Here is a 21,938-nt window from a genome sequence, read left to right on the forward strand (position 1 = left end):
CCTCCACCGACCCAGGATCGCAGGGTCAGGGCGTCCGGGGACGGATCTCGTCGTCCGGGTCGGGGTCGATGAACAGGCCGCCCTGTACGCCGATGAAGTGGTAGCTGACCTGCCGCAGCGGCCAAAGCACCCAGGGACGTTCGTCCACGGCGATCGGCCGGCCGTCGGCGTGCCCGGCCGTGCCGACCAGCACCCAGGAGTACGTGGTGGACAGCACGGTGCGGACTTCGCCGGTGACGCCTGCCGGGGTCATCCCGCGAGGCAGGCCGGCGCGCACCTCGTCGGCGGCCTCGTCGTCGGCGTACAGCACCGCTCGGAGCGTGGCGATCGCGTCGCTGTCGTCGGTGGTGTACGAGGCGTGCACGGTCAGGTAGCACAGGCGCTCGTTGAGGAGCGCGTCGTCGGGCAGCACCCCGTCGCAGCCGGACGTCTCGCCGACGGAGGCGCGCACGAGCCGGTCGCCGTTCATGGCCAGCTCGGCGGGGAACACGTCGCCGGCGCGTACCCACGTCGGGTCGCTCTTGGCGATCGCGACCGGCAGCGCGGCGACCACCAGCACCACCGCACCGGCCAGCGCGACGGTGTTGTACCGGCGCTCGACGGCGGGGACGGCCTTCGCGACGAACACCAGGACCAGCATGAACAGCAGCGCCGCCCCGACCCCGCCCAGCGTCCACAGCAGGCCGTCGGCGACGGCGTCGCTGCCCGGTCCCTTGATCAGGTCGGACAGGTCGCGCCGGCGGCCCGGGATGAAGGTGATGACGACCAGGTAGACCACGGCCGCGGTGCTGCCGAGGCCGATCCGGCCGGCCCTGCCGAGCCCGCGCCAGAACAGTGCCGTCACGAGCATCACCGCGGCCGGGGCGGCGACGATCAGCCAGCCTGCCGTGGTCATGCCGGCGGCCGAGCAGCCCGACAGGTAGCAGGCGAAGCCGAGCACGGTAGAGCGGACGTACCCGCCGAGGGCGAGGTAGGTGACGAACGCGGCGGCGATGCCGAGGACGGCGAGCAGGCTCCACAACCAGCCGAAGCGCGAACCGGAGCCGTTGCCGCTCGACCGCACGGCCTCGATGGCGGCGGCTCGACGGCGGGCCTTGCGCCCGACGTGCTCGACGGGACTGGATTCGGGATGTGGGCCGCTCATGGTCGGCCACCCTAACGAACCCCCGCACGCCCGCCGCGACGGCCGAGTGGCCGACCGCTCGCCCGCAGCGGCGTCGAGCCCGCGAACGCCCAGCTCAGCGTGCCGAAATGAAAGGAAGGGCACCTTCCACAACGCATGCGTTGTGGAAGGTGCCCTTCCTTTCATCAGAGGCCCTTGGGGTGCCAGACCGTCTTGGTTTCGAGGTAGGCGGTCATGGGGGCGAGGCCGGGGTCGGCCGACCAGTCCGGGGCGGCGGCCGGACGGCGTACCCGCTTGAGGGTCTCGGCGGCGGCCTGCTCCAGTTCCAGGGCCAGCTTGGCGTCGGCCAGGCCGGTCAGGTCGAGGCCGTTGACGTCGCTGTGCGAGGCCAGCCAGGGGGCGACCTCGGCGGCCGAGCCGGTGAGGATGTTGACCACCCCGCCGGGCACGTCGGAGGTGGCCAGGACCTCGGCCAGGGTGATCGCGACACGCGGGGCGTCGGTGATCACGATGACCGTGTTGCCGGCGGCGATCGCCGGGGCGATGACGCTGACCAGGCCGAGCAGCGTCGGCGCGGACGGGGCGACGACCGCGACGACGCCGCTGGGCTCGGGCGAGGAGAGGTTGAAGTACGGTCCGGCGACCGGGTTGGCCCCGCCGACGACCTGCGCCAGCTTGTCGGTCCAGCCGGCGTACCAGACGAGCCGGTCGATCGCCTCGTCCACCTCGGCCGCGGGCACCTCCAGCGCGATGAACTCGTCGCGGCGGCCCTCCAGCATCTCGGCGATCCGGTAGACGACCTGGCCCTTGTTGTACGCCGTCGCGCCGGACCACTTGCCGAACGCGGCCCGCGCGGCGAGCACGGCGTCGCGGGCGTCCTTGCGGGAGGCCTGGGCGGCGTTGGCCACGAACTGCCCCTTGCTGTCGGCGACGACGTAGGTGCGGCCCGACTCGCTGCGCGGGAACGCACCACCGATGAAGAGCTTGTACGTCTTGCGTACGGCCAGCCGCGGCGCGGTGGCGGTGGCGCCCGCGGTGACCCGGGTGGCGGAGGCGACGGAGTCCGCGGACTCCTTCTTCTTAGCCGGCAAGGTAGGCCTCCAGCCCGTGGCGGCCGCCCTCGCGGCCGTAACCCGATTCCTTGTAACCGCCGAACGGCGAGGTCGGGTCGAACTTGTTGAACGTGTTCGCCCAGACCACACCGGCCCGGAGCTGGTCGGCGATGGCGAGGATGCGGGAGCCCTTCTCGCTCCAGATCCCGGCCGACAGCCCGTACGGCGTGTTGTTGGCCTTCTCGACCGCCTCGCCCGGGGTGCGGAAGGTCAGCACCGACAGCACCGGCCCGAAGATCTCCTCGCGGGCGATGCGGTGCGCCTGGGACACGCCGGTGAAGATGGTCGGCGCGAACCAGAAGCCGCGCTCGGGCAGCTCGCACGCGGGCGACCAGCGCTCCGCGCCCTCGGCGGAGCCGATCTCGGCCAGCGCCTTGATCCGGGACAGCTGCTCGGCGGAGTTGATCGCGCCGACGTCGGTGTTCTTGTCCAGCGGGTCGCCGACGCGCAGGGTGGCCATGCGCCGCTTGAGCGACTCCAGCAGCTGGTCCGCGACGGACTCCTGGACCAGCAGCCGGGAGCCCGCGCAGCAGACGTGGCCCTGGTTGAAGAAGATGCCGTTGACGATGCCCTCGACGGCCTGGTCGATCGCGGCGTCGTCGAACACGATGTTCGCCGCCTTGCCGCCCAGCTCCAGGGTGACCTTCTTGTTCGTGCCCGCGACGGCCTTGGCGATGATCCGGCCGACCTCGGTCGAGCCGGTGAAGGCGACCTTGTCCACGTCGGGGTGGTTGACCACGGCCGCGCCGGTCTCGCCCGCGCCGGTGACGATGTTGACCACGCCCGGCGGCAGCTCGGCCTGCTGGCAGATCTCCGCGAACAGCAGCGCGGTCAGCGGCGTCGTCTCGGCGGGCTTGAGCACCACCGTGTTGCCCGCGGCCAGCGCCGGGGCGATCTTCCAGGCCAGCATGAGCAGCGGGAAGTTCCACGGGATGACCTGCCCGGCCACACCCAGCGGGCGCGGGTCCGCGCCACTGTGCCCATCGGCCGGCTTCCAGCCGGGCACCGCGTACGGCAGCTTGTCGGCCCAGCCCGCGTAGTAGAAGAAGTGCGCCGCGGCCAGCGGCACGTCCACGTCGCGGGACTCCTTGATCGGCTTGCCGTTGTTCAGCGACTCCAGCACGGCCAGCTCGCGGCTGCGCTCGGCGATGATGCGCGCGATCCGGAACAGGTACTTGGCCCGCTCCCGCCCCGGCATCGAGCCCCACACGTCCTCGTACGCGCGCCGCGCGGCCTTGACGGCCCGGTCGACGTCGGCGGTGGAGGCCTCGGCGACCTCGGCCAGCACCTCCTCGGAGGCGGGGGAGATGGTCTTGAAACTGCCCGCGCCGTCGACGAACTCGCCGTTGATGAACAGCCCGTACGAGGGCTGCAACTTCACGATCGAGCGCGACTCCGGCGCCGGCGCGTACTCAAAAGCGCTCATGTTTTAGTCCAGAGTGAAGTAGTCGGGGCCGCTGTAGTGGCCGGTGGCGAGCTTGGTGCGCTGCATCAGCAGGTCGTTGAGCAGCGTGGACGCGCCGAACCGGAACCAGTCCGGGTCGAGCCAGCGCTCGCCCGCGATCTCGTTGACCATGACCAGGTACTTGATGGCGTCCTTGGTGGTGCGGATGCCACCCGCGGGCTTCACGCCGACCTGGCGGCCGGTGGTGTCGAGGAAGTCGCGCACCGCCTCCAGCATGATCAGCGTGACGGGCAGGGTGGCCGCCGGGGCGACCTTGCCGGTGGAGGTCTTGATGAAGTCGCCGCCCGCCAGCATGGCCAGCCAGGACGCGCGCCGCACGTTGTCGTACGTGACCAGCTCGCCGGTCTCCAGGATGACCTTCAGGTGGGCCTTGCCGCAGGCCTCCTTGATCGCCACGATCTCCTCGAAGACCTCCAGGTAGCGCCCGGCCAGGAACGCGCCCCGGCTGATCACCATGTCGATCTCGTCGGCGCCGGCGGCGACGGCGGCCCGGGTGTCGTCCAGCTTCACCTTCAGCGGGGCCTGCCCCGACGGGAAGGCGGTCGCGACGCTGGCGAGGTGGATGCCGGAGCCGCGCAGCGCCTCGGCGGCGGTCGGCACCATCGACGGGTACACGCAGATCGCGGCCACCGGCGGGCACGTCGGGTCGCCCGGGTCGGGCTGCCGGGCCTTCGCGCACAGCGCCCGGACCTTGCCCGGGGTGTCCGCGCCCTCCAGCGTGGTCAGGTCCACCATCCGAATGGCGAGGTCGATCGCCCAGGCCTTGGCGGTCGTCTTGATCGAGCGGGTGCCCAGCCCCGCGGCGCGCGCGTCCGCGCCGACCCGGTCGACGCCGGGCAGGCCGTGCAGGAACGTCCGCAGCGCCGCGTCAGAGCGCGTGACCTCGGACAACGGTGAGATGGTGGCCGTCATACGGCGAGTCTACGCGGCCTCACGTTTATCGATCTTGTCCATGTCGTGGGATTCGGCAGAAGGGTGGCCGCCGTCACCACATCCTCCCGACATGCCGCGTTCACGCCGCATCCACGCAGGTCACCGACCGTCTTGGTGTGCGCATCATGCACTTCACCGACACGTACCTGCCACGCCGCGACGGAGTCGTCACGTCGCTGCGGACGCTGCGCGCGGCCCAGGCCGCCGCCGGACACGACGTGCACTGCGTCGTCCCGGCCCATGGAGACCAGCAGGACGAACCCGGCCTGCTCCGGGTGCCCGCGCTCGCCTGCGGGGTCGCCGACCTGCGGCTGGCACGCTGGGCGCTGTGCGCCCGGGGGACGCGCGAGCAGCTCGTCGCCGACCTGGGCGAATACCGGCCCGACGTGGTCCACGTGCACACCCCCGGCCCGGCCGGGCTGCTCGGCGTGCTGCTGGCCGCCCGGCTCGGCGTGCCGCTGGTGCAGACGTACCACACCGACCTGCACGCGTACGCCGAGGCGTACCGGGTGCCGGGGTGGGCGCTGCGGCTGCTGCTGCGCCTGTACGCGGGGCGGCTCGGGGTGCCCGCGGCCCTGCGGGGCGACCGCGCCGCGGTGCTCAGCGAGGGCAACCGGCTGCTGCTCGGCGAAGCCCGCGCGATCGTCGTGCCGACCCGGGCCGTGCTCGACCGGGTCGCGTTGCCGGTGCCCCCGGCGCGGATGGCACTGGTCCCCACCGGGGTGGCCGAGCGCCCGGCGTCGCGCGCCGAGGCCGGGGCGTTCCGGGCCGGGCACGGCATCGGCCCGAAGGACCCCGTGGTGCTGTTCGTCGGCCGGGTCAACCGGGAGAAGGGCGTCGACCTGCTGGTCCCGGCGTTCGCCCGGGTGCTCGCGTCGTCGCCGAGAGCCCGGCTCGTGCTGGTCGGCGCGGTCTACGAGCGGCGCTGGCTGGCCCGGCTGCTGCGCGCGGCCGGACCCGGGGTCGCCGACCGGGTGGTGCTGACCGGGCAGCAGCCCCCGCACGTGGTGGCCGCGGCGTACGCGGCGGCGGACGTGTTCGCCTTCCCGTCGCGTACCGACACGCAGGCCCTGGTGCTTCAGGAGGCGGCCCTGGCCGGGCTGCCCGCGGTGCTGGCCGACGCGTCCCTGCACCGCTACGGCACCCTCGACGGCAACGCGGTGCTGGCCGAACCCGACCCGGTCTCGTTCGGCGACGCGGTGCTGAAGCTGCTCACCGACCGCCGCGCCGCCCGTCGCCTGGGCGCCGCCGCGCGAGCCTGCGCCGCCGGCCACACCCCCCAGCGGTACGCCGAAGCCATGCACGAGATCTACACGGCGGCCCGGTCAGCCGTCGCCACACCCGACCCGGTGGCCCCCGCCGCCCCCGCACCGGCCCCGGTGGTCCCCGCCGGACCGCCGCCCGCCCCGCTCGTCCGCCTCGGTCCGGAGATGGGCCCGCTCGTTCCCGCCGACCTGGTGCCCGACGCGCCTGGTCGTGCCACGCACATGGTGGACGCGCTGGTCGCCGCGGCGCAGGCGGTGGACGACCGGACCCGACTGGCGGCTCACCGGGCGGGGTGAGCGGGACTTACACCACCGGGGCGGAGCCCGCGACACCGGTTGGCACGACGCGGGCGGCTACGGCCGGGTAGTTTCACGTCGTGGACGTACTCGTCGTTGATCACCCGTTGGCCCAGGCCCGCCTCACCGCCATGCGCGACTCCCGCACCGACTCGGCCAGCTTCCGGGCCGCGTTGCACGAGCTCACCACCATGCTGGCGTACGAGGCCACCCGTACCTTCAAGGCCGACACGTTCCCGGTCGAGACCCCGGTCGCGACCGCCGTGGGCACCCGCCTGGCGAACCCGCCCCTGCTGGTGCCGGTGCTGCGCGCCGGTCTCGGCATGGCCGACGCCGCGCTGAGCCTGCTGCCCGAGTCCTCGATGGGTTTCGTGGGCCTGGCCCGCGACGAGCACACCTTCGAGCCCCGGGCCTACATGGAGTCCCTGCCCGGCGACCTCACCGGCAAGCCGGTCCTGGTGCTCGACCCGATGCTGGCCACCGGCGGCTCCCTCGAACACTGCTGCCGCCTGCTCGCCGACCGCGGCTGCACCGACATCGTGGTGCTCTGCGTCCTGGCCGCTCCCGCCGGCATCGACCGCCTCCGGAACTCCGGCCTCCCCCTCCGCCTCGTCACCGCCTCCATCGACGACCACCTGAACGACAACATGTTCATCGTCCCCGGCCTCGGCGACGCCGGCGACCGCCAATTCGGCGGCATGCCCCGCTTCTGACCCACCCCGCTCGTGTTGATCATGAACTTATGGCACGGTTCGGCGGCGTGTCATCGCCATAGGTTCATGATCACTCCGCCTGCCGCCTGCCGCCTGCCGCCTGCCGCCTGCCGTGTTCAGTTGATCATGAGGTTGTGTCCATGACGCGCCGTCGAGCCGTGCCATAGGTTCATGATCAACCCGGGTGGGGGCGCGGGGTCAGGGGCGGCGGAGGACGGCCAGGACGGATTGGCCGAACGGGGGGCGGAGGCGGGACTCCAGCCGGCGGGTCACGGGGGTGACCAGGGAGTCGTACACGCGCATCATGAGGCCGCCCTTGGGGGACATGCCGAGCAGCCGCGCGGTGATGAAGTAGCAGATGAAGCCGAGCGAGTTGACGTACTCCATGCGTTCGACGGTCAGGCCGGCGGCGACCGCGACGTCGGTGAGGGTGCGGCGGGTGTAGCGCCGCCAGTGGCCGGTGGCCACGTCGACCTTGCTCATCGCGATCGGGAACGCGGGCACCACCAGCACCATCGGGGCGCCGGGCTGGATCAGCCGGGCCATGCTGCGCAGTGCCGCGACGTCGTCCTCGATGTGCTCCAGGACGTTGTAGCTGACCAGGGCCGTGTGGTCGCCGGACTGATCGGTGGGCAGCAGCAGCTCGCGCGCCTCCACCCGGGGGTCGTCGGCGAAGCGCTGCTTGAGGTCGACCAGCCGCTCCGGGTCGGCCTCGGTGGCGGTGAAGCGGTCCACGTACGGCAGCCACTCCAGCAGGTAGTCCCCGAGCCCGCTGCCGATCTCGATGGGGTGCGCGCCGAGATACGGGGTGGCCATGCCCGCGAACCAGATGCGGTGGTTCGCTGCCTCGGCGAGGCTCTCCAGCACCGCGGCCTGGATCTTCTGGTCCCCGGTAAGCAGGCTCGGCTCCGTGGCGTACGTCGTCATCGATTGTTTCCGTCCGATAGCCGCAACGAGAAATGAATTCCTGTTTGTCCCTGTCATTCAGGGCTAATCCGGACAGATTACCTAAATGCCGTAGATTCGACGCTCGTGAAGACCGAAATTCAGGAGTGGCACCGGGCACGACCCACCCCCGCCGACCGCCCTCACCGTGCGAAGAACCGCGCTGAACAGCCAAAACGCGTCAACGTGAACCTCGCGGCGGGGGTCGGGTTCCTGCTCGCGGCGATGTACGTGACGTCCGGACTGTGGAAGGACGGGTCGCGCGCGCTGGTCTCGGAGAACATCGCCGACCAGGTCTTCTTCCAGTTCGTGCTGCGCCACGGCCTCGACGTGCTGACCGGCGACGCCGTGCCGTTCTTCACCATGCAGATGAACGCCCCGCACGGGGTCAACCTGATGGCGAACACGGTGGTCCTCGGCCTGGGCATCCCGCTCGCACCGGTCACCGCGATCTGGGGCCCGCAGATCAGCTTCGCGGTGCTGCTGGTGCTGGGCCTGGCCGGCACCGCCGCCGCCTGGTACTGGTTCCTGCGCCGACACGTCACCACCTCGGCGGCGGCCGCCGCGGCGGGGGCGGCGCTGTGCGGCTTCGGCCCCGGCATGATCAGCCAGGCGAACGCGCATCCGAACTGGACCGCCCAGTTCCTGGTGCCGTTCCTGGTGCACCAGGCGCTGCGTATGGGAGAGCCCGGCCGCTGGCTGCGCAACGGCGTGGTGCTCGGGCTGCTCGTCGTCGCCCAGGCCTTCGTCAACGAGGAAGTGTTGCTCTACACGGCGCTGGCCTGCGCGGTCTTCCTCGCCGCGTACGCCGTGGTGACCTGGCCCGCGCAGCGGGCGTCGATCCGTCCCGTGCTGGCCACGGCAGGGGTCACCGCGCTGGTCGGGGGCGCGCTGCTGGCGTACCCCCTGTGGTCGCAGTTCTTCGGCCCGCAGAGCTTCCGCGGCCTGCCGCCCGGCGCCTCGGCCTACGGCGCCGACCTGGCGAGTTTCGCCGCCTTCCCGCGGCTGTCGCTGGGCGGTAACGTCGACGCGGTCCGGCTGCTCGCGCCGAACGCCGCCGAGGAGAACACGTTCCTCGGCTGGCCGCTGCTGGCGGTGCTGGCGCTGGCGGTGGCGGGCTGGCTGTGGCAGCGTGCGCTGGTCCGGGCGCTGCTGGCGACCGGAGCGGTGTTCGCGCTCTTCGCCATGGGCAAGCAGGTGTTCGCGGGCGGCGAGCGCACCGCCCTGCCCGGCCTGTGGCGGCCGCTGGGGCAGCTGCCGCTGCTGGAGTCGGTGGTGCCGGTCCGGTTCGGGCTGGTGCTGCTGCCGGTGGCCGGGGCGCTGCTCGCGCTGGCGATCGAGGCCGTGGGGCGGCTGCCGCGCCGATCGGCGGGGGAACTGCCGGTGCGGCGGCTGGCGTACGCCCTGGTCGTGCTCGCGCTGGTGCCGCTGCTGCCGCTGCCGCTGCTGACGCACCGCGGGATGCCGGTGCCGCGCTTCATCACCGAGGGCACCTGGCGGGCCTACGTCCCAGCCGGCCGCACCCTGGTCACCGTGCCCGTGACCAGCAACAAGCACAGCGACGGCATGCACTGGTGGGCGCAGGCCGGAGCGGACTACGCATTCCCGGGCGGCTACTTCATCGGGCCGGGCCGGGAGCCGGGGACCGCCGTGTTCGGGCCGCCGCCGCGCCCCACGGACCTGCTGCTGGCCGCGGTCGCCGAGGGCGCGAAAGCGCCCCGTGTCACCGCGCGGATGCGCGACGGGCTGATCGCCGACCTGCGGTTCTGGCGGGCCGGAGCACTGGTGCTGTCCGATCGCGAGCCCCGCGCCGACGTGCTGCGCAAGCTGGTCGACGACCTGATGGACACCGACGGCGTACGCACCGGCGGAGTCACCGTCTGGGACGTCGGCCCGCTGGTCGCACCCTCCTCTTAGGGCGCATCAGCGCGGCGCTGCCACCGGCCCGCGCTGATCTCATCCAAAAGCCCAGGTCAACGACCTGAGATGTCAGGAAGGGCACCTTCTACATCGCGGAGCGATAAGAAGGTGCCCTTCCTTGCCTTTGTCCTTACGGGCTGACGGACCAGATGCCGAGGGCGGCGGCGACCTCGGTGCGCAGGGCGCGGATGGTGGCGGAGGCGCGTTCGCGCGACGAGGCGACGTCGCCGTCGGTGACCGGCTCGACCACCTCCAGGTACGCCTTGAGTTTGGGCTCGGTGCCGGACGGGCGGACCACCACCCGTGCGGTCTCGGTGCGCAGGATGACCACGTCGGCGGCCGACTCGGCGGGTCGGTCGAGCAGGTCCTCGGTGGAGGTGACCGGCTCGTCGAGCAGCGAGGCGGGCAGCTTGGCGCGCAGGTGCGCCATCATCGTGCCGATCTCGGCCAGGTCGTCGACCCGCACCGAGAGCTGGTCGGTGACGTACAGGCCGAACTCGGCGGCCAGCTCGTCCAGCCGGTCGGTGAGGGTGCGCAGCTCCGCCTTCAGACCGGCGGCCAGCTCGGCGACGAGCAGCGCCGCGGTGATGCCGTCCTTGTCGCGGGCTATCCACGGGGCCACGCAGATGCCCAGCGCCTCCTCGTATCCGTAGGCGAGGTCGGGCGCGGCGCGGGCGAGCCACTTGAACCCGGTGAGCGTCTCGGCGTACCCGACGCCGCGCTTGGCGGCCATGGCCCGCAGCATCGACGACGAGACGATCGTGGTGGCGTACGTGCCGGTGCGGCCCAGCCGCATCAGGTGGTCGGCGAGCAGCACCCCCACCTCGTCGCCGCGCAGCATGCGCCAGCCGTTGCCGTTGCCGACCGGCACCGCGACGGCGCAGCGGTCGGCGTCGGGGTCGTTGGCGATGACGATGTCCGCGCGGCGCTCGGCCGCCAGCGCGAGGACCAGGTCCATCGCGCCCGGCTCCTCCGGGTTCGGGAACGCCACCGTGGGGAACGCGCCGTCCGGTTCGGCCTGCGCGGGAACGGTCGCGGGCAGCGCGAACCCGGCGCGCAGGAACGCGTCGCCGAGCACCTTGCCGCCGACGCCGTGCAGCGGCGTGTACGCCACCGCCAGGTCCTTGGGCTGGTCGTCCTGCACCACCGCGGCCGCCGCGGTGAGGTACGAGTCCACGATGTCGTCCCCGAGCACCGTGCCCGGGTGGCCGAGCGGCACCTCGGACAGCAGTTTGACCGCGCGGATCTCCGCCTCGATCTCCTGGTCGGCCGGGGGCACGATCTGCGCTCCCGCACCGAGCGGGCCGCCCAGGTGCTCACCCAGGTAGACCTTGTAGCCGTTGTCCTGGGGCGGGTTGTGCGAGGCGGTGACCATGACGCCCGCGACCGCGTCCATGGCGCGCACCGCGTACGCGAGCACCGGCGTGGGCAGCGGGCGCGGCAGGAGCGCGGCGCGCATGCCGGAGCCGGTCGCGACCCGGGCGGTCTCCAGCGCGAACTCGTGCGAGCCGCGGCGCGCGTCGTAGCCGATCACCACCAGGCCGCCCGGCTCGTGCTTGGTGAGCCAGTTGACCAGCCCGGCGGCGGCCTGGCGGACGACGGCCAGGTTCATGCCGTTCGGCCCCGCCCGCAGCGGCCCGCGCAGGCCGGCCGTGCCGAACGTGAGCGGCCCGCTGAACCGGTCGGCGAGCTCCGCCTCCGTGCCCGGCAGTGCGTCCAGCAGCCGCTGGAGCTCCTGACGGGAGTCGGGGTCGGGATCCTGAGCGATCCAGTGGCGTACGCGATCGGCAAGTTCGTCGGTCATGCCGGAACCCCGCTTCGCGTGCTTCCGGCATGTCTCGTCACCTGGCTGTGTCGCTCGCTTCGCTCGCTCATCGGTGTTTCATAACACGCAGACCGGTCGGCTGCTCGGCGAACCTCTCAGGTTGTGATCGTGAACGAGTCGATCGCCTGGTCGAAGAACGCCTTGTCCTGGGCGAACGAATCCTCCCAGGTCGACAGGTAGATGTGGAACGCCGTGCCGCCCTCGACGCCGATCCGCCAGATCGCGTGCCGCGGGTTCTTGTTGGGCGGGGTGCACTGGTATTCCAGCTGCGCGGCGGTCTCCAGCGTGCCGAGCTTCTGGTCGCTGAGCTCGATCCGCTGGTAGGTGTCCTTCTGGCAGCGGTCTTCCTTCTTGAAGTTCTTCTCCGCGCCTTCCAGCTCCCGGGTCGGGTTGCCGCCCGACTTGTAGACGTTGATGCGCAGCCAGCGTTCCTTGTCGGTCGGGTCGCGGTAGTCGATGTAGCTGCCCGACTTGGCCGGGGTCCAGCCCTTGGGGACCAGCACCGTGACGTTCTTGAAAGTCACCCGCTGCATGCCCTCGGGCACCTGCGCGGAGGCGGACGAGGCCGCGGGGGCGCTCGGCGAGGCGCCGACGGCCGCGCCCTGCGGGGTCTCGTCGCCGCCGCCCATCACGGCCCAGGCCACGCCGGTGACCACGAGCACGCCCACGAGTCCCGCGCCGACGGCCAGGCGCAGTTTCTTCGGCAGGGCCTTGACCTGGCCGACCACGCCGTCGAGCGCGGACGGGCCGGCCTTGGCGGCCTTCGGCGGGAGAGTCTGCAGGGCGCCGGTCGGCGCGGGGTGCGCCCCGGTCGGCATGTCCAGCGGGTCGGCAGCGCTCGCCCGGGTGCGGCCACCCGCCCGGGAGGCCGGCATCTCGCCGGTGTGCAGCAGCGCCCGGCCGCCGATCTCCTTGGCGGGGCGCTCGGGCTGCGCCGGGGTGACCCACGCGGTGGTGGCGGGCTGCGGCGCGACGACCGCCCACGGGTCGGTGACGTGCTGCGGCACGGCGTTCTGGGCCAGCGGGCCGGCCAGCAGCTCCCGCAGCGTGGCGCGGGCGGTGGTCACGTCCCAACGCCGGTCCGGGTCCTTCTCCATGAGGCCGTAGAGCACCTCGCGCAGGGGACCGCAGCGCTGCGGCGGGACGGGCTCCTCCTCGACCACGGCGTGCATGGTCGCCAGCGGGTCGCCCTTGTCGAACGGCGGGCGGCCCTCGACGGCGGTGTACATGGTCACGCCGAGCGAGAACAGGTCGCTGGGCGGGCCGAAGCGGTGGCCCAGCGCGCGCTCGGGGGAGATGAAATGGGGCGAGCCCAGCACCATGCCCGGGGTGGTCAGCTGCACGTCGGTCGGCAGCTTGGCCACGCCGAAGTCGGTGAGCACGCAGCGGCCGTCCTTGGTGATCAGGACGTTGGCGGGCTTGACGTCGCGGTGCAGCACGCCCGCGGCGTGCGCCACCTCCAGCGCGCCGAGCAGCGCGATGCCGATCTTCGCGACCGCGCGCGGGGCCAGCGGGCCGTCCTCGATCACCATGTCGGCCAGGCCGCGGGCGTCGAGCAGCTCCATCACGATCCAGGGCCGGCCGCCCTCGGTGACCACGTCGAAGACCTGGACCACGCTCGGGTGCGACAGGCTGGCCGCGGCGCGGGCCTCGCGCAGGGTGCGCTCGTACATCGAGGCGGCGTCGCTGGCGGCGAGGCCCGGCGGCAGCACGACCTCCTTGACGGCGACCTCGCGGCGCAGCACGGTGTCGGCGGCACGCCACACGGTGCCCATGCCGCCGTGCCCGATCGCGGTGCGGAGTGAATAGCGTCCGCCGATGACGGTGCCCGGAGCCGCGCGGCCTGAAGAGGGATTGCCGCTCCAGGTGGATGCATGGGTGGTCACTGCTTAAGCCGCCAAAGGAGAGGGGACGATGGCAAAGGGGAATGGGTCGCTCACCCCTATCCTGTACGACGGGCCGCCGCAGGGAAAGCCGTGGGCGGGTTCTGAGACCGAATTTCACGGTTCCGTCCCCTTGCCATCACCCTCGGTGTACGTGATGTGCGTTATCCCTCACCCCGGGACCCGTCCGGGACGCCTAACATCCCCGGTATGAACGAGCGTTCACCGAGGCGTAGCGAGTCCGGCTTCCCGATCGAGCCCGTCTACGGCCCGGCCGACGGCGAGAAGCCCGGTCAGTACCCCTTCACCCGGGGTGTGTACCCGACCATGTACACCTCGCGCCCGTGGACCATGCGCCAGTACGCCGGGTTCGGCACGGCGGTGGAGTCCAACGCTCGCTACCACCAGCTGCTCAACGCGGGCACCATGGGCCTGTCCGTGGCGTTCGACCTGCCCACGCAGATGGGCTACGACTCCGACGAGCCGATCGCGCACGGCGAGGTCGGCAAGGTGGGCGTCGCGATCGACTCGATCGAGGACATGCGGCTGCTGTTCAAGGACATCCCGCTGGACAAGGTGTCCACCTCGATGACGATCAACGCGCCGGGCAGCGTGCTGCTGCTGCTCTACCAGTTGGTCGCCGAGGAGCAGGGGGTGCCGGGCGACAAGCTCAACGGCACCATCCAGAACGACATCCTCAAGGAGTACATCGCCCGCGGGACGTACATCTTCCCGCCCAAGCCGTCGCTGCGCCTGGTCGCCGACACGTTCGCCTACTGCCGGGCCGAGATCCCCAAGTGGAACACCATCTCGATCTCCGGCTACCACATGGCGGAGGCGGGCGCGACGCCCGTGCAGGAGATCGCGTTCACGCTGGCCGACGGCATCGAGTACGTGCGCGCCGCGGTCGCCGCCGGCCTGGACGTGGACGCGTTCGCCCCGCGCCTGTCGTTCTTCTTCGTCGCCCGCACCACGCTGCTGGAGGAGGTGGCGAAGTTCCGCGCCGCCCGCCGCATCTGGGCCAAGGTGATGCGCGAGGAGTTCGGCGCGAAGGACCCCAAGTCGTGGATGCTGCGCTTCCACACCCAGACCGCGGGCGTGCAGCTCACCGCCCAGCAGCCCGAGGTCAACCTGGTCCGGGTCACCGCCCAGGCGCTCGGCGCGATCATGGGCGGCACCCAGTCGCTGCACACCAACTCCTACGACGAGGCCATCGCGCTGCCCACGGAGAAGGCCGCCCGGCTGGCCCTGCGCACCCAGCAGGTGCTGGCGTACGAGACCGACCTGACCGCCACCGTGGACCCGTTCGCGGGCTCGTACGTGGTCGAGGCGATGACGGACGAGATCGAGGCCGAGGCGCGGACGCTGATCGACCGGGTGTTCGAGTACGGCTCGGCCGTCGACGCCATCGAGGCGGGCTTCCAGAAGCGCGAGATCGAGTCCTCGGCGTACCGCACCGCCCTGGAGATCGACTCCCGCGAGCGGGTGGTGGTGGGCCTGAACCGGTTCACCATCGACGTCGAGGAGCCGTACGAGCCGCTGCGCGTCGACCCGGCGATCGAGGCCGACCAGGCGGCCCGCCTGGCCAGACTGCGCGCCGAACGCGACAACGACGCCGTCGGCGCAGCCCTGGACAAACTCCGCGCCGCCGCCCACGGCACCGAGAACGTGCTCTACCCCATGCGCGAGGCCCTGCGCCTCAAGGCCACCGTCGGCGAGGTCTGCCACGCCCTCCGTGCCGTCTGGGGCACCCACGCCCCCCGCGAAACCTTCTGACCCACCCCACTCACCCACCCCGGCGGACGACCCCCGCCGGGGTGGTTTCTTTCCGGGTTGATCATGAACTTATGGCACGGTTCGGCGGTGTTTCCTGTCCACAGGTTCCTGATCGAATCGGCCGTGCGGTCCTCCTTGTGGGACAACGGAATCGGCGCGCACCGAATGTGCGACGGAAATATCGGTGGTGATGTCAGTCTCGCGTGTTGCGTGACCCGGCACGTCGTCACCCGTTGTAGGAGGTGAGGACACTTGCCATCGAGGGTCCTGCACGCTTGCTAAGGCTCCGACCTGCTCGAATGTGACTCTGAGCAACCCAACTACTACAAAGATGTAGTTGCGCAGAGTCACCGGTGCAGGGCTAGGCTGGACGCTGTTTATCCCATCGACCGAGATCGAGAATCTGCCGTGACGAGTGCGCTGGCGCTGCCCAAGAGCAGCTTGCTGACGTCGTCCATGGTGTCCGAGATCATGTCGGACACCGATCCGCTACCTGGCCGGCTCGACCGCTGGCTCGCCGCGCACGGCGCGAACCTGGTAGCGGTACGACGTCACCTTCACGCGCACCCGGAACTCTCGCACCAGGAGTTCGAGACCGCCGCACTGGTCGCCCGCGAGCTCGCGGCCGCCGGTCTGCAGCCGAAGTTCCTGCCGCGCGGCAACGGCGTGATGTGCGACATCGGCGAGGGCGACCGGGTCATCGCGCTGCGCGCCGACCTCGACGCGCTGCCGCTGCCGGACACCAAGGACGTGCCGTACCGCTCGACGGTCGCCAACGCGGCCCACGCCTGCGGCCACGACGTGCACACCACGGTGCTGCTCGGGGTCGGCCTGGCGCTGGCCCAGCTGGAGCAGCAGGGCGGCATCGGCGGCCGGGTGCGGCTGATCTTCCAGCCCGCCGAGGAGTCGATCAACTCGGGAGCGCCCGAGATGATCTCCGCAGGCGCGCTGAAGGACGTCGCGGCGATCTACGCGCTGCACTGCGCGCCGCAGCTGCCCGTGGGCATCGTGGGCGTGCGCTCCGGTGCGATCACCGCCGCCTGCGACGCGGTCGAGGTGCGGCTGAGCGGCAAGGGCGGCCACACCGCCCGCCCCCACCTGACCGCCGACCTGGTGTACGCGCTGGGACGGGTGGTGACGGAGGTGCCCGCGTTGCTGGGCCGCCGGGTCGACCCGCGGGCCGGGCTGTCCATGGTCTTCGGCTCGATCCACGCCGGTGAGGCCTCCAACGCCATCCCGAACGAGGGCAGCGCCAAGGGCACCATCCGGGTGCTCAACCGCGACGCCTGGCGGGAGGCCCCCGACCTGGTCACCCAGCTCATCAAGGACGTGGTCGCCGGCACGGGCGCGAAGGCCGACGTGCGCTACACCCGCGGCGTGCCCCCGGTGATCAATGACCGGATGGCCTCCGCGGTGATCGCGGGCGCGGCCGGCGCGGCGCTGGGCGCGGAGCGGGTCGTCGAGGCCGAGATCAGCATGGGGGGCGAGGACTTCGCTTTCTACCTGGAGCACGTGCCCGGCGCGATGATCCGGCTGGGCACCGGCATCCCCGGCTCCGCCCCGATGGACATCCACCAGTCCGCCTTCGACGTCGACGAGCGCGCCATCGGCTACGGCGTGCGCACCATGGTCCACACCGCCCTGGCGGCGCTGGCCTCCCCCTCCTTCTGATCCCGCCCGACTGCGGCGGGGCGCGATCCTCACCATGATCGTTCGACTTGCCTGGCACCTGTGCGTATCTTGACCGCTCATTCGCCCACCTGCCAGGCAAGTCCGGCGATCATGGGCGTGCGGCGGCGAAACGCGGCCTGATCGACGAGGAAGCTCCCGGAGTCGCGACTCCGGGAGCTTCCTCGTTCACGCGGTCCGGTTCGTGAGGCGGGATCAGCTCTCGTCGGAACCCGCGGGGGGAGCCGGGGCCACTGCGGCAGGGGCCGGCGGCGGCACCGCACGGCGGCGGCGACGCAGGGCGATCACCAGGCCGACCGGAATCGCCAGGGCGATCAGGAACGGCAGCAGGAAGCCCAGGATCGCCAGCGCCACCTGCACCGAGGCGACGAAGGCGTCCCAGCCCGCCGCAAGCCCGCCCAGGAAGCCCGGCAGGGGCTCCTCCTCGGGCTCGGGCAGCGGGGTGTGCGGGCCGACCAGCGTCACGGTGATCGTGGACAGCGAGACCAGGTCGTCCAGGCCCGCCTTCTTACGCTCCAGGGAGGCCAGCTCGGCCTGGCGCTGGTTCAGCTCGCGCTCCAGCATCACCACCTCGCTGAGCTGCTTGGCCTGCGCGAACATCCGGCGCACCGACTCGACGCTGGCCTTCTGGGCGGCGATGCGGGTGTCCAGGTCGACGACCGCCTCGGTGACGTCCTCGGTGTTCGAACTCCGGCTGAGCTCGGTGCCCAGCTTCGCGATCTGCTCCACCACGCCGTGGAACTGCTTCGCGGGCACCCGGACCGTGATCGAGGCCTGGGACTCGGTGCCGTCGTTGACGCGCTTCTCCGCCCCGATGTGCCCGCCCGCCGTGGTGACCAGCGAGGTCAGCCGGTCGGCGGACGCGGCGACGTCGTCGACGCGCACGGAGATGTCACCGCGGTAGATCAGGGACCGGCCGACGACCGGCCCGCCGGTGGCGGTGACGCCATCGGGAACGACCGCCGCACCCTCCCCGGTCTTGCCGTTCTGCTGGTATCCCAGGTCGGCGCCGCCGTTCGCGGGCGCCTCGGGCGCGGCGCCGCCCGGCATGCCCGAGTCGGTCGACGTGCTGTCAGCCGCCGAACAACCCGCGAGCAACAGCAGAACGCTCAGTGCCCCTGTCACTAACGTCTTCTTCATGCCTTTGCGGACGTCACTCATGACCCCTCAGGTTCCGGCAGACTGGTCACGGAAGGACGACATTCGGGCCACGAATTCACGAGACACGGAAAGGCGGCCACCGATGCGGGTGACGAAGTTCTCGCACTCCTGCCTGCGTATCGAGCACGACGACGCGGTCGTGGTGATCGATCCCGGGGTGTGGAGCGAGTCGGAACGCGCCCTCGACGGGGCCGACGCGGTGCTGCTCACCCATGAGCACGCCGACCATGTGGACGCCGACCGGCTGGCCGACGCGCTGGCCAAGCGGCCCTCGATCACGATCCACGCGCACCCGGACGTGGTGGACAAGTTCGCCGCGCAGTGGGAGGGTGCGGCCGTGCCGGTCACCTCCGGGCACGCGTTCACCGCGGCCAACCTGCTGGTACGCGCGTACGGCGGGTTGCACGCCGTGATCCACCCGGAGATCCCGCAGGTGGCGAACCTGGGCTTCCTGGTCAACGAGTCGCTCTACCACCCCGGGGACTCGTTCGACGTGCCCGAGGGCGCGAACGTGGAGACCCTGTTCGTGCCGATCTCCGGGCCCTGGCTGAAACTGGCCGAGTCGATCGACTTCGTGCGGGCCGTCAAGCCGCGGCGGGCGTACGCGATGCACGACTGCCTGTTCAACGAGCAGGGGCTGGCGCTGACCGACGCGCACATGACGGCGCGCTCCGGAGCCGAGTACGCGCGGCTGGCCGCCGGGTCCACGGTGGAGGTCTAGGCGGAGCCGTCCCAGGTCATCAGGTTCGCGAACAGGTCGGCCTGCTCGACCGCGTCGTCGAGGGCGTGGTGCGTGTGCCGCCGGGTGGACATCAGGCGCCGCGGCATGGCGCGCTTGGTCGCCCGGCCGAGCGGCACGTCCGCCCGGATCGCGTACGCCGTCTTCACGTCCAGGCAGCCGGAGTGCCCGAACACGCTCGCCCCGGTGAACCGGATCAGGTACCAGTACACGAACATCCAGTCGAAACTGGCCGGGTACGCGACGAACACCGGCCGGAACTCACCGGCCGTGGCGGTGACCCACTTGCTGAACTCCCGCATCGCCACCACCGGTTCCGTGCCCTCGCGCCGCAGCGCGGCCCGGTCCAGCCCGGACACCTCCAACGCGGCCGGCACGAACTCGTCGCTGATCGGCTTCAGCTCGCGGTAGAACGTCGCCGCGGTCGGCTCGGCCCGCGCGAAGGCCTCACCCCTGGTCCCGGCCACCGCCGCGCCGAAGCTCAGCATCGAGTACGGCCCCGGGATCGGGCCGTCGGCCTCGACATCGACCGAGAAGTACATGTCCGCGCGCACCGCGCACCACGCTTTCGACGAGGGTGTATGCAACGCGAGCCAGCCTAGGGCGGCCCGGTCCACGTCGCACCCGCTTTCCGGGGGCTGACCTGGCGCGTCCGGCGCGGCACAATCCACATGTGACACCCCCCTTGACGGCCACGCCCATGCAGACCGCGGCGATGGCGGCCGATGCGGTGAACCGGCTCGGCGGCGCGTTCCTGGAATGCCCCCGCACCCTGCGCCGTGCCCGCGAACTCGGCCTCACCGGCTGGGCCTGCTATGTCGCCGGGCGCGGCGGGGCGCTGGGGGACGTGCGCCCCGACACCGTCGCCGCGGCGCTGGGCCTGATCACGCCGGAGGCGGTGCGCGACGGCTGGGACGCGGCCCGCCGCGCGCTGTCGCCCCGCGAGGTCGCCGCCCACCTGCTCGCCGAGTGCTGCCGCTGGGGCAGCGAGCACCTCGACGACGCGGCCAAGGTGGACCGGCTGGTCGAGCTCACCGAGAAGGCGGTGCTGGCCGCCGACGGCTCGGGCCTGCCGCTGTTCGCCGCGTGGCGGGCGATGCCGGTGCCCGACGACGGGCCGGGCGCCCGCGCCGCCGTCGCGCTGCACCTGCTGCGCGAGCACCGGGCCGGGGCGCTGCTGCTCGGGGTGCGGTCCAGCGGCCTGAGCCCGGTCCAGGCGCTGATCGCGGGCCCCGAGGGCGAGGCGGCCGCGGTCGCGTTCGGCTGGCAGCCGCCGTATCCGCCGGTGGCGCCGCTGCTGCGCCGCCGGGCCTGGGCCGACGCGGTGGCCGACCGCATCAGCGGCCAGGCCGTCCAGAACTTCACCCCCGCCGAACGCGGCGAATGGATCACGATTCTCAAGGACACCACCCGCACCGTCTTCTCCCGCCGCCGCTGACCCCGCCCCTTGATCATCCGACTTGCCTGGCACCTGTGCGTATCTTGAGCCCGCATTCGCCCACCTGCCTGGCAGGTCGACCGATCTTTACCGGCCGCGGGGGGCGGCGCTAAACCGGTGGTGACCTTTCGGGGTGGGTTGCCAGGATGGCGGCGTGACGAACGAACTTCCCGAGGGCTGGTCATTCCGGCCGACGCGTGACGAGGACGCCGCTGACCTGCTGGCGCTCGTGCACGCCAGTGACATGACCGCGGTGGGCTTCGCCGACTTCGCCCCGGAGGACGTCGCCGAGGCGCTGGCGGGGCCGTACAGCACGGTCGCGGTGACCGCCGCCGGTGCGATCGCGGGCTGGGGCTACCTGGAGAACCCGGGCGAGGCCCCGCGCGACTTCCTTGAGGTGTACGTCCACCCCGAGGGCGGCCGCCCCGCGATGCGCCCGCTGCTGGCCCGGATGCTGGCCGAGACGGAGCGCCGGGCGCGCGAGCGCGGCGGCGAGGGCACGGTGCGAGCCGGAGCCATCCCGGTCGAGACCTACTGGATCGAGTCGCTGACCGCGGCGGGCTTCGACTTCGTCAAGCAGTACGCCCGCATGCAGCTCGACCTGCCCGCCTCGGCGCTGGACCCGGTGCCCGGCGTGACCGTGCGCCCGGTGACCGAGGCGGACATGCAGGAGTTCTTCGACGTGCTCGACGCGGCGTTCCGGGACACCCCCGACTACCAGCCGACCGGCTACGACCGGTGGCGCGAGCGCTTCCTCGACGGCCATCGGGTACGCCTGGACGAGTGGTTCGTCGCCGAGGTGGACGGCGTGATGGCCGGCATCCTGCAGTCGTCGGAGCAGAGCGAAGCCGTCAACGAGGGCTGGGTGAAGCACCTCGCGGTGCGCGCCGAGTTCCGCAAGCGCGGCGTCGGTCGGGCGCTGCTGGCCGCCGCGTTCGCCCGCTACCTGGACAACGGCCGGGTCTCCGCGGGCCTGGGCGTGGACCTGGCGAACCCGACCGAGGCCATCCGGCTCTACACCGGCGTCGGCATGCGGGCGGCATACCAGGCCAACATCTACGAGCGGCCGGCCCTGCCGAGCTAGGGCCGGACGGTGCGAGTGGGCCGGGCGCGCAGGGCGGCGACGTAGTCGTCGGGCGCGCCCGCCTTCTCCGCCGCGTTCGCGATCTCGGACAGGTACCAGGCGGTCGGCAGGCCGCCCTCGTACCCGTTGAAGACGTAGACGTAGGCCAGCGCGCTGCCGTCCAGGGTCGCGACCCGTAGTTGCAGCTTGGTGTAGGTGCCCGCGTTGGCGCCCTCGACCTCGTCGAGCGCCGCCTCGTCCCACGGGTGCACGTCGTACAGCGCCACGAAGATCCGGTCTCCGGGCGACTCCACGATCGTGGTGACCGCGCCTTCCCAGCCGACCTCGTCCTCGCCTGCGAAGGTCAGCCGCCAATCTTCGAGCCAGCCGGTCCCGACCATAGGCGAGTGCGGACAGTAGGCCCGCATGCGGGCTGGGTCCAGGTTCGAGCCGTACGCTGCGTAATGACGCACGGCGATGACGATAGCCGCCCGGACGCCTTGCTGAGAATACGCCCGTGCGTGTCGGACCACTCGGTGTCTTTTCCGGCACGCTGGGTGAGCGTGAGCCCGGTCGCATCCGCGCCTGGCC

General features: G+C 71.9%; 18 protein-coding genes. 8 read left to right on the forward strand and 10 right to left on the reverse strand.

The features are described 5' to 3' along the window. Window positions 1–25: 25 nt before the first annotated feature. The 4 genes from AB0B35_RS39575 to deoC all read right to left on the reverse strand — a co-directional run bounded on the left by AB0B35_RS39575 (window position 26) and on the right by deoC (window position 4,612). Entirely contained in the window at window positions 26–1,144 is a 1,119-nt protein-coding gene (locus AB0B35_RS39575; protein ID WP_361056304.1) for a hypothetical protein, read from the reverse strand. Window positions 1,145–1,308: 164 nt separating this feature from the next. Then, window positions 1,309–2,130: an aldehyde dehydrogenase family protein gene (locus tag AB0B35_RS39580; RefSeq protein ID WP_361056354.1), complete on the reverse strand. Its 822-nt coding sequence runs from the start codon at window positions 2,128–2,130 to the stop codon at window positions 1,309–1,311. Window positions 2,131–2,203: 73 nt separating this feature from the next. After that, window positions 2,204–3,661, reverse strand: coding sequence for an aldehyde dehydrogenase family protein (locus AB0B35_RS39585; protein ID WP_361056307.1), 1,458 nt, complete (start codon window positions 3,659–3,661; stop codon window positions 2,204–2,206). Between the two features lie 3 nt (window positions 3,662–3,664). Next, window positions 3,665–4,612 (reverse strand): deoxyribose-phosphate aldolase, encoded by a 948-nt coding sequence (gene deoC, locus AB0B35_RS39590; RefSeq protein ID WP_361056310.1) that lies wholly within the window; start codon window positions 4,610–4,612, stop codon window positions 3,665–3,667. 146 nt (window positions 4,613–4,758) lie between these two features. Here deoC and AB0B35_RS39595 point away from each other — a divergent pair, with 146 nt between their 5' ends. Beyond that, a complete protein-coding gene (locus AB0B35_RS39595; RefSeq protein ID WP_361056357.1) occupies window positions 4,759–6,195 on the forward strand; it encodes a glycosyltransferase in 1,437 nt (478 codons plus the stop codon). An 80-nt stretch (window positions 6,196–6,275) separates the two neighbouring features. Further along, window positions 6,276–6,908, forward strand: a complete 633-nt coding sequence (gene upp / locus AB0B35_RS39600) for a uracil phosphoribosyltransferase (protein ID WP_203693269.1) — start codon at window positions 6,276–6,278, stop codon at window positions 6,906–6,908. 198 nt (window positions 6,909–7,106) lie between these two features. Here upp and AB0B35_RS39605 read toward each other — a convergent pair whose 3' ends face one another. Then, on the reverse strand, window positions 7,107–7,835 hold the full coding sequence (locus tag AB0B35_RS39605; protein WP_361056314.1) for a class I SAM-dependent methyltransferase: 729 nt from the start codon (window positions 7,833–7,835) through the stop codon (window positions 7,107–7,109). A gap of 204 nt (window positions 7,836–8,039) precedes the next feature. Here AB0B35_RS39605 and AB0B35_RS39610 point away from each other — a divergent pair, with 204 nt between their 5' ends. Further along, window positions 8,040–9,770, forward strand: a complete 1,731-nt coding sequence (locus AB0B35_RS39610) for a hypothetical protein (RefSeq protein ID WP_361056317.1) — start codon at window positions 8,040–8,042, stop codon at window positions 9,768–9,770. A gap of 133 nt (window positions 9,771–9,903) precedes the next feature. Here AB0B35_RS39610 and AB0B35_RS39615 read toward each other — a convergent pair whose 3' ends face one another. Together AB0B35_RS39615 and AB0B35_RS39620 are read right to left on the reverse strand one after the other, a co-directional pair. Next, on the reverse strand, window positions 9,904–11,577 hold the full coding sequence (locus AB0B35_RS39615; protein WP_361056320.1) for a phospho-sugar mutase: 1,674 nt from the start codon (window positions 11,575–11,577) through the stop codon (window positions 9,904–9,906). A 116-nt stretch (window positions 11,578–11,693) separates the two neighbouring features. After that, on the reverse strand, window positions 11,694–13,484 hold the full coding sequence (locus tag AB0B35_RS39620) for a serine/threonine-protein kinase (protein WP_361056323.1): 1,791 nt from the start codon (window positions 13,482–13,484) through the stop codon (window positions 11,694–11,696). Between the two features lie 207 nt (window positions 13,485–13,691). On the opposite strand from AB0B35_RS39620, the gene AB0B35_RS39625 reads away from it, so the two are divergent. Continuing rightward, complete coding sequence (locus tag AB0B35_RS39625) at window positions 13,692–15,257, forward strand: methylmalonyl-CoA mutase family protein (RefSeq protein ID WP_361056327.1); 1,566 nt, start codon at window positions 13,692–13,694, stop codon at window positions 15,255–15,257. Window positions 15,258–15,665: 408 nt separating this feature from the next. Continuing rightward, complete coding sequence (locus AB0B35_RS39630) at window positions 15,666–16,928, forward strand: amidohydrolase (protein WP_360538444.1); 1,263 nt, start codon at window positions 15,666–15,668, stop codon at window positions 16,926–16,928. Window positions 16,929–17,141: 213 nt separating this feature from the next. Here the strand turns inward: AB0B35_RS39630 and AB0B35_RS39635 are convergent, their stop codons facing one another. After that, complete coding sequence (locus AB0B35_RS39635; RefSeq protein WP_361056330.1) at window positions 17,142–18,071, reverse strand: DUF4349 domain-containing protein; 930 nt, start codon at window positions 18,069–18,071, stop codon at window positions 17,142–17,144. A gap of 118 nt (window positions 18,072–18,189) precedes the next feature. Between AB0B35_RS39635 and AB0B35_RS39640 the strand changes: the two genes are divergently transcribed. Then, window positions 18,190–18,828, forward strand: coding sequence for an MBL fold metallo-hydrolase (locus AB0B35_RS39640; RefSeq protein ID WP_361056333.1), 639 nt, complete (start codon window positions 18,190–18,192; stop codon window positions 18,826–18,828). On the opposite strand, the gene AB0B35_RS39645 is transcribed toward AB0B35_RS39640, so the two are convergent. After that, on the reverse strand, window positions 18,825–19,400 hold the full coding sequence (locus AB0B35_RS39645) for an exonuclease domain-containing protein (protein ID WP_361056336.1): 576 nt from the start codon (window positions 19,398–19,400) through the stop codon (window positions 18,825–18,827). The genes AB0B35_RS39640 and AB0B35_RS39645 overlap by 4 nt on opposite strands. 146 nt (window positions 19,401–19,546) lie before the next feature. On the opposite strand from AB0B35_RS39645, the gene AB0B35_RS39650 reads away from it, so the two are divergent. Beyond that, window positions 19,547–20,284, forward strand: coding sequence for a hypothetical protein (locus tag AB0B35_RS39650; RefSeq protein ID WP_361056360.1), 738 nt, complete (start codon window positions 19,547–19,549; stop codon window positions 20,282–20,284). Window positions 20,285–20,438: 154 nt separating this feature from the next. Then, window positions 20,439–21,368: a GNAT family N-acetyltransferase gene (locus tag AB0B35_RS39655; RefSeq protein WP_361056339.1), complete on the forward strand. Its 930-nt coding sequence runs from the start codon at window positions 20,439–20,441 to the stop codon at window positions 21,366–21,368. Here AB0B35_RS39655 and AB0B35_RS39660 read toward each other — a convergent pair. After that, window positions 21,365–21,820, reverse strand: coding sequence for a gamma-glutamylcyclotransferase family protein (locus AB0B35_RS39660; RefSeq protein WP_203693259.1), 456 nt, complete (start codon window positions 21,818–21,820; stop codon window positions 21,365–21,367). The genes AB0B35_RS39655 and AB0B35_RS39660 overlap by 4 nt on opposite strands. Window positions 21,821–21,938: the final 118 nt, after the last annotated feature.

The organism is Catellatospora sp. NPDC049133 (genome assembly GCF_040648455.1).
GTDB lineage: Bacteria > Actinomycetota > Actinomycetes > Mycobacteriales > Micromonosporaceae > Catellatospora > Catellatospora aurea.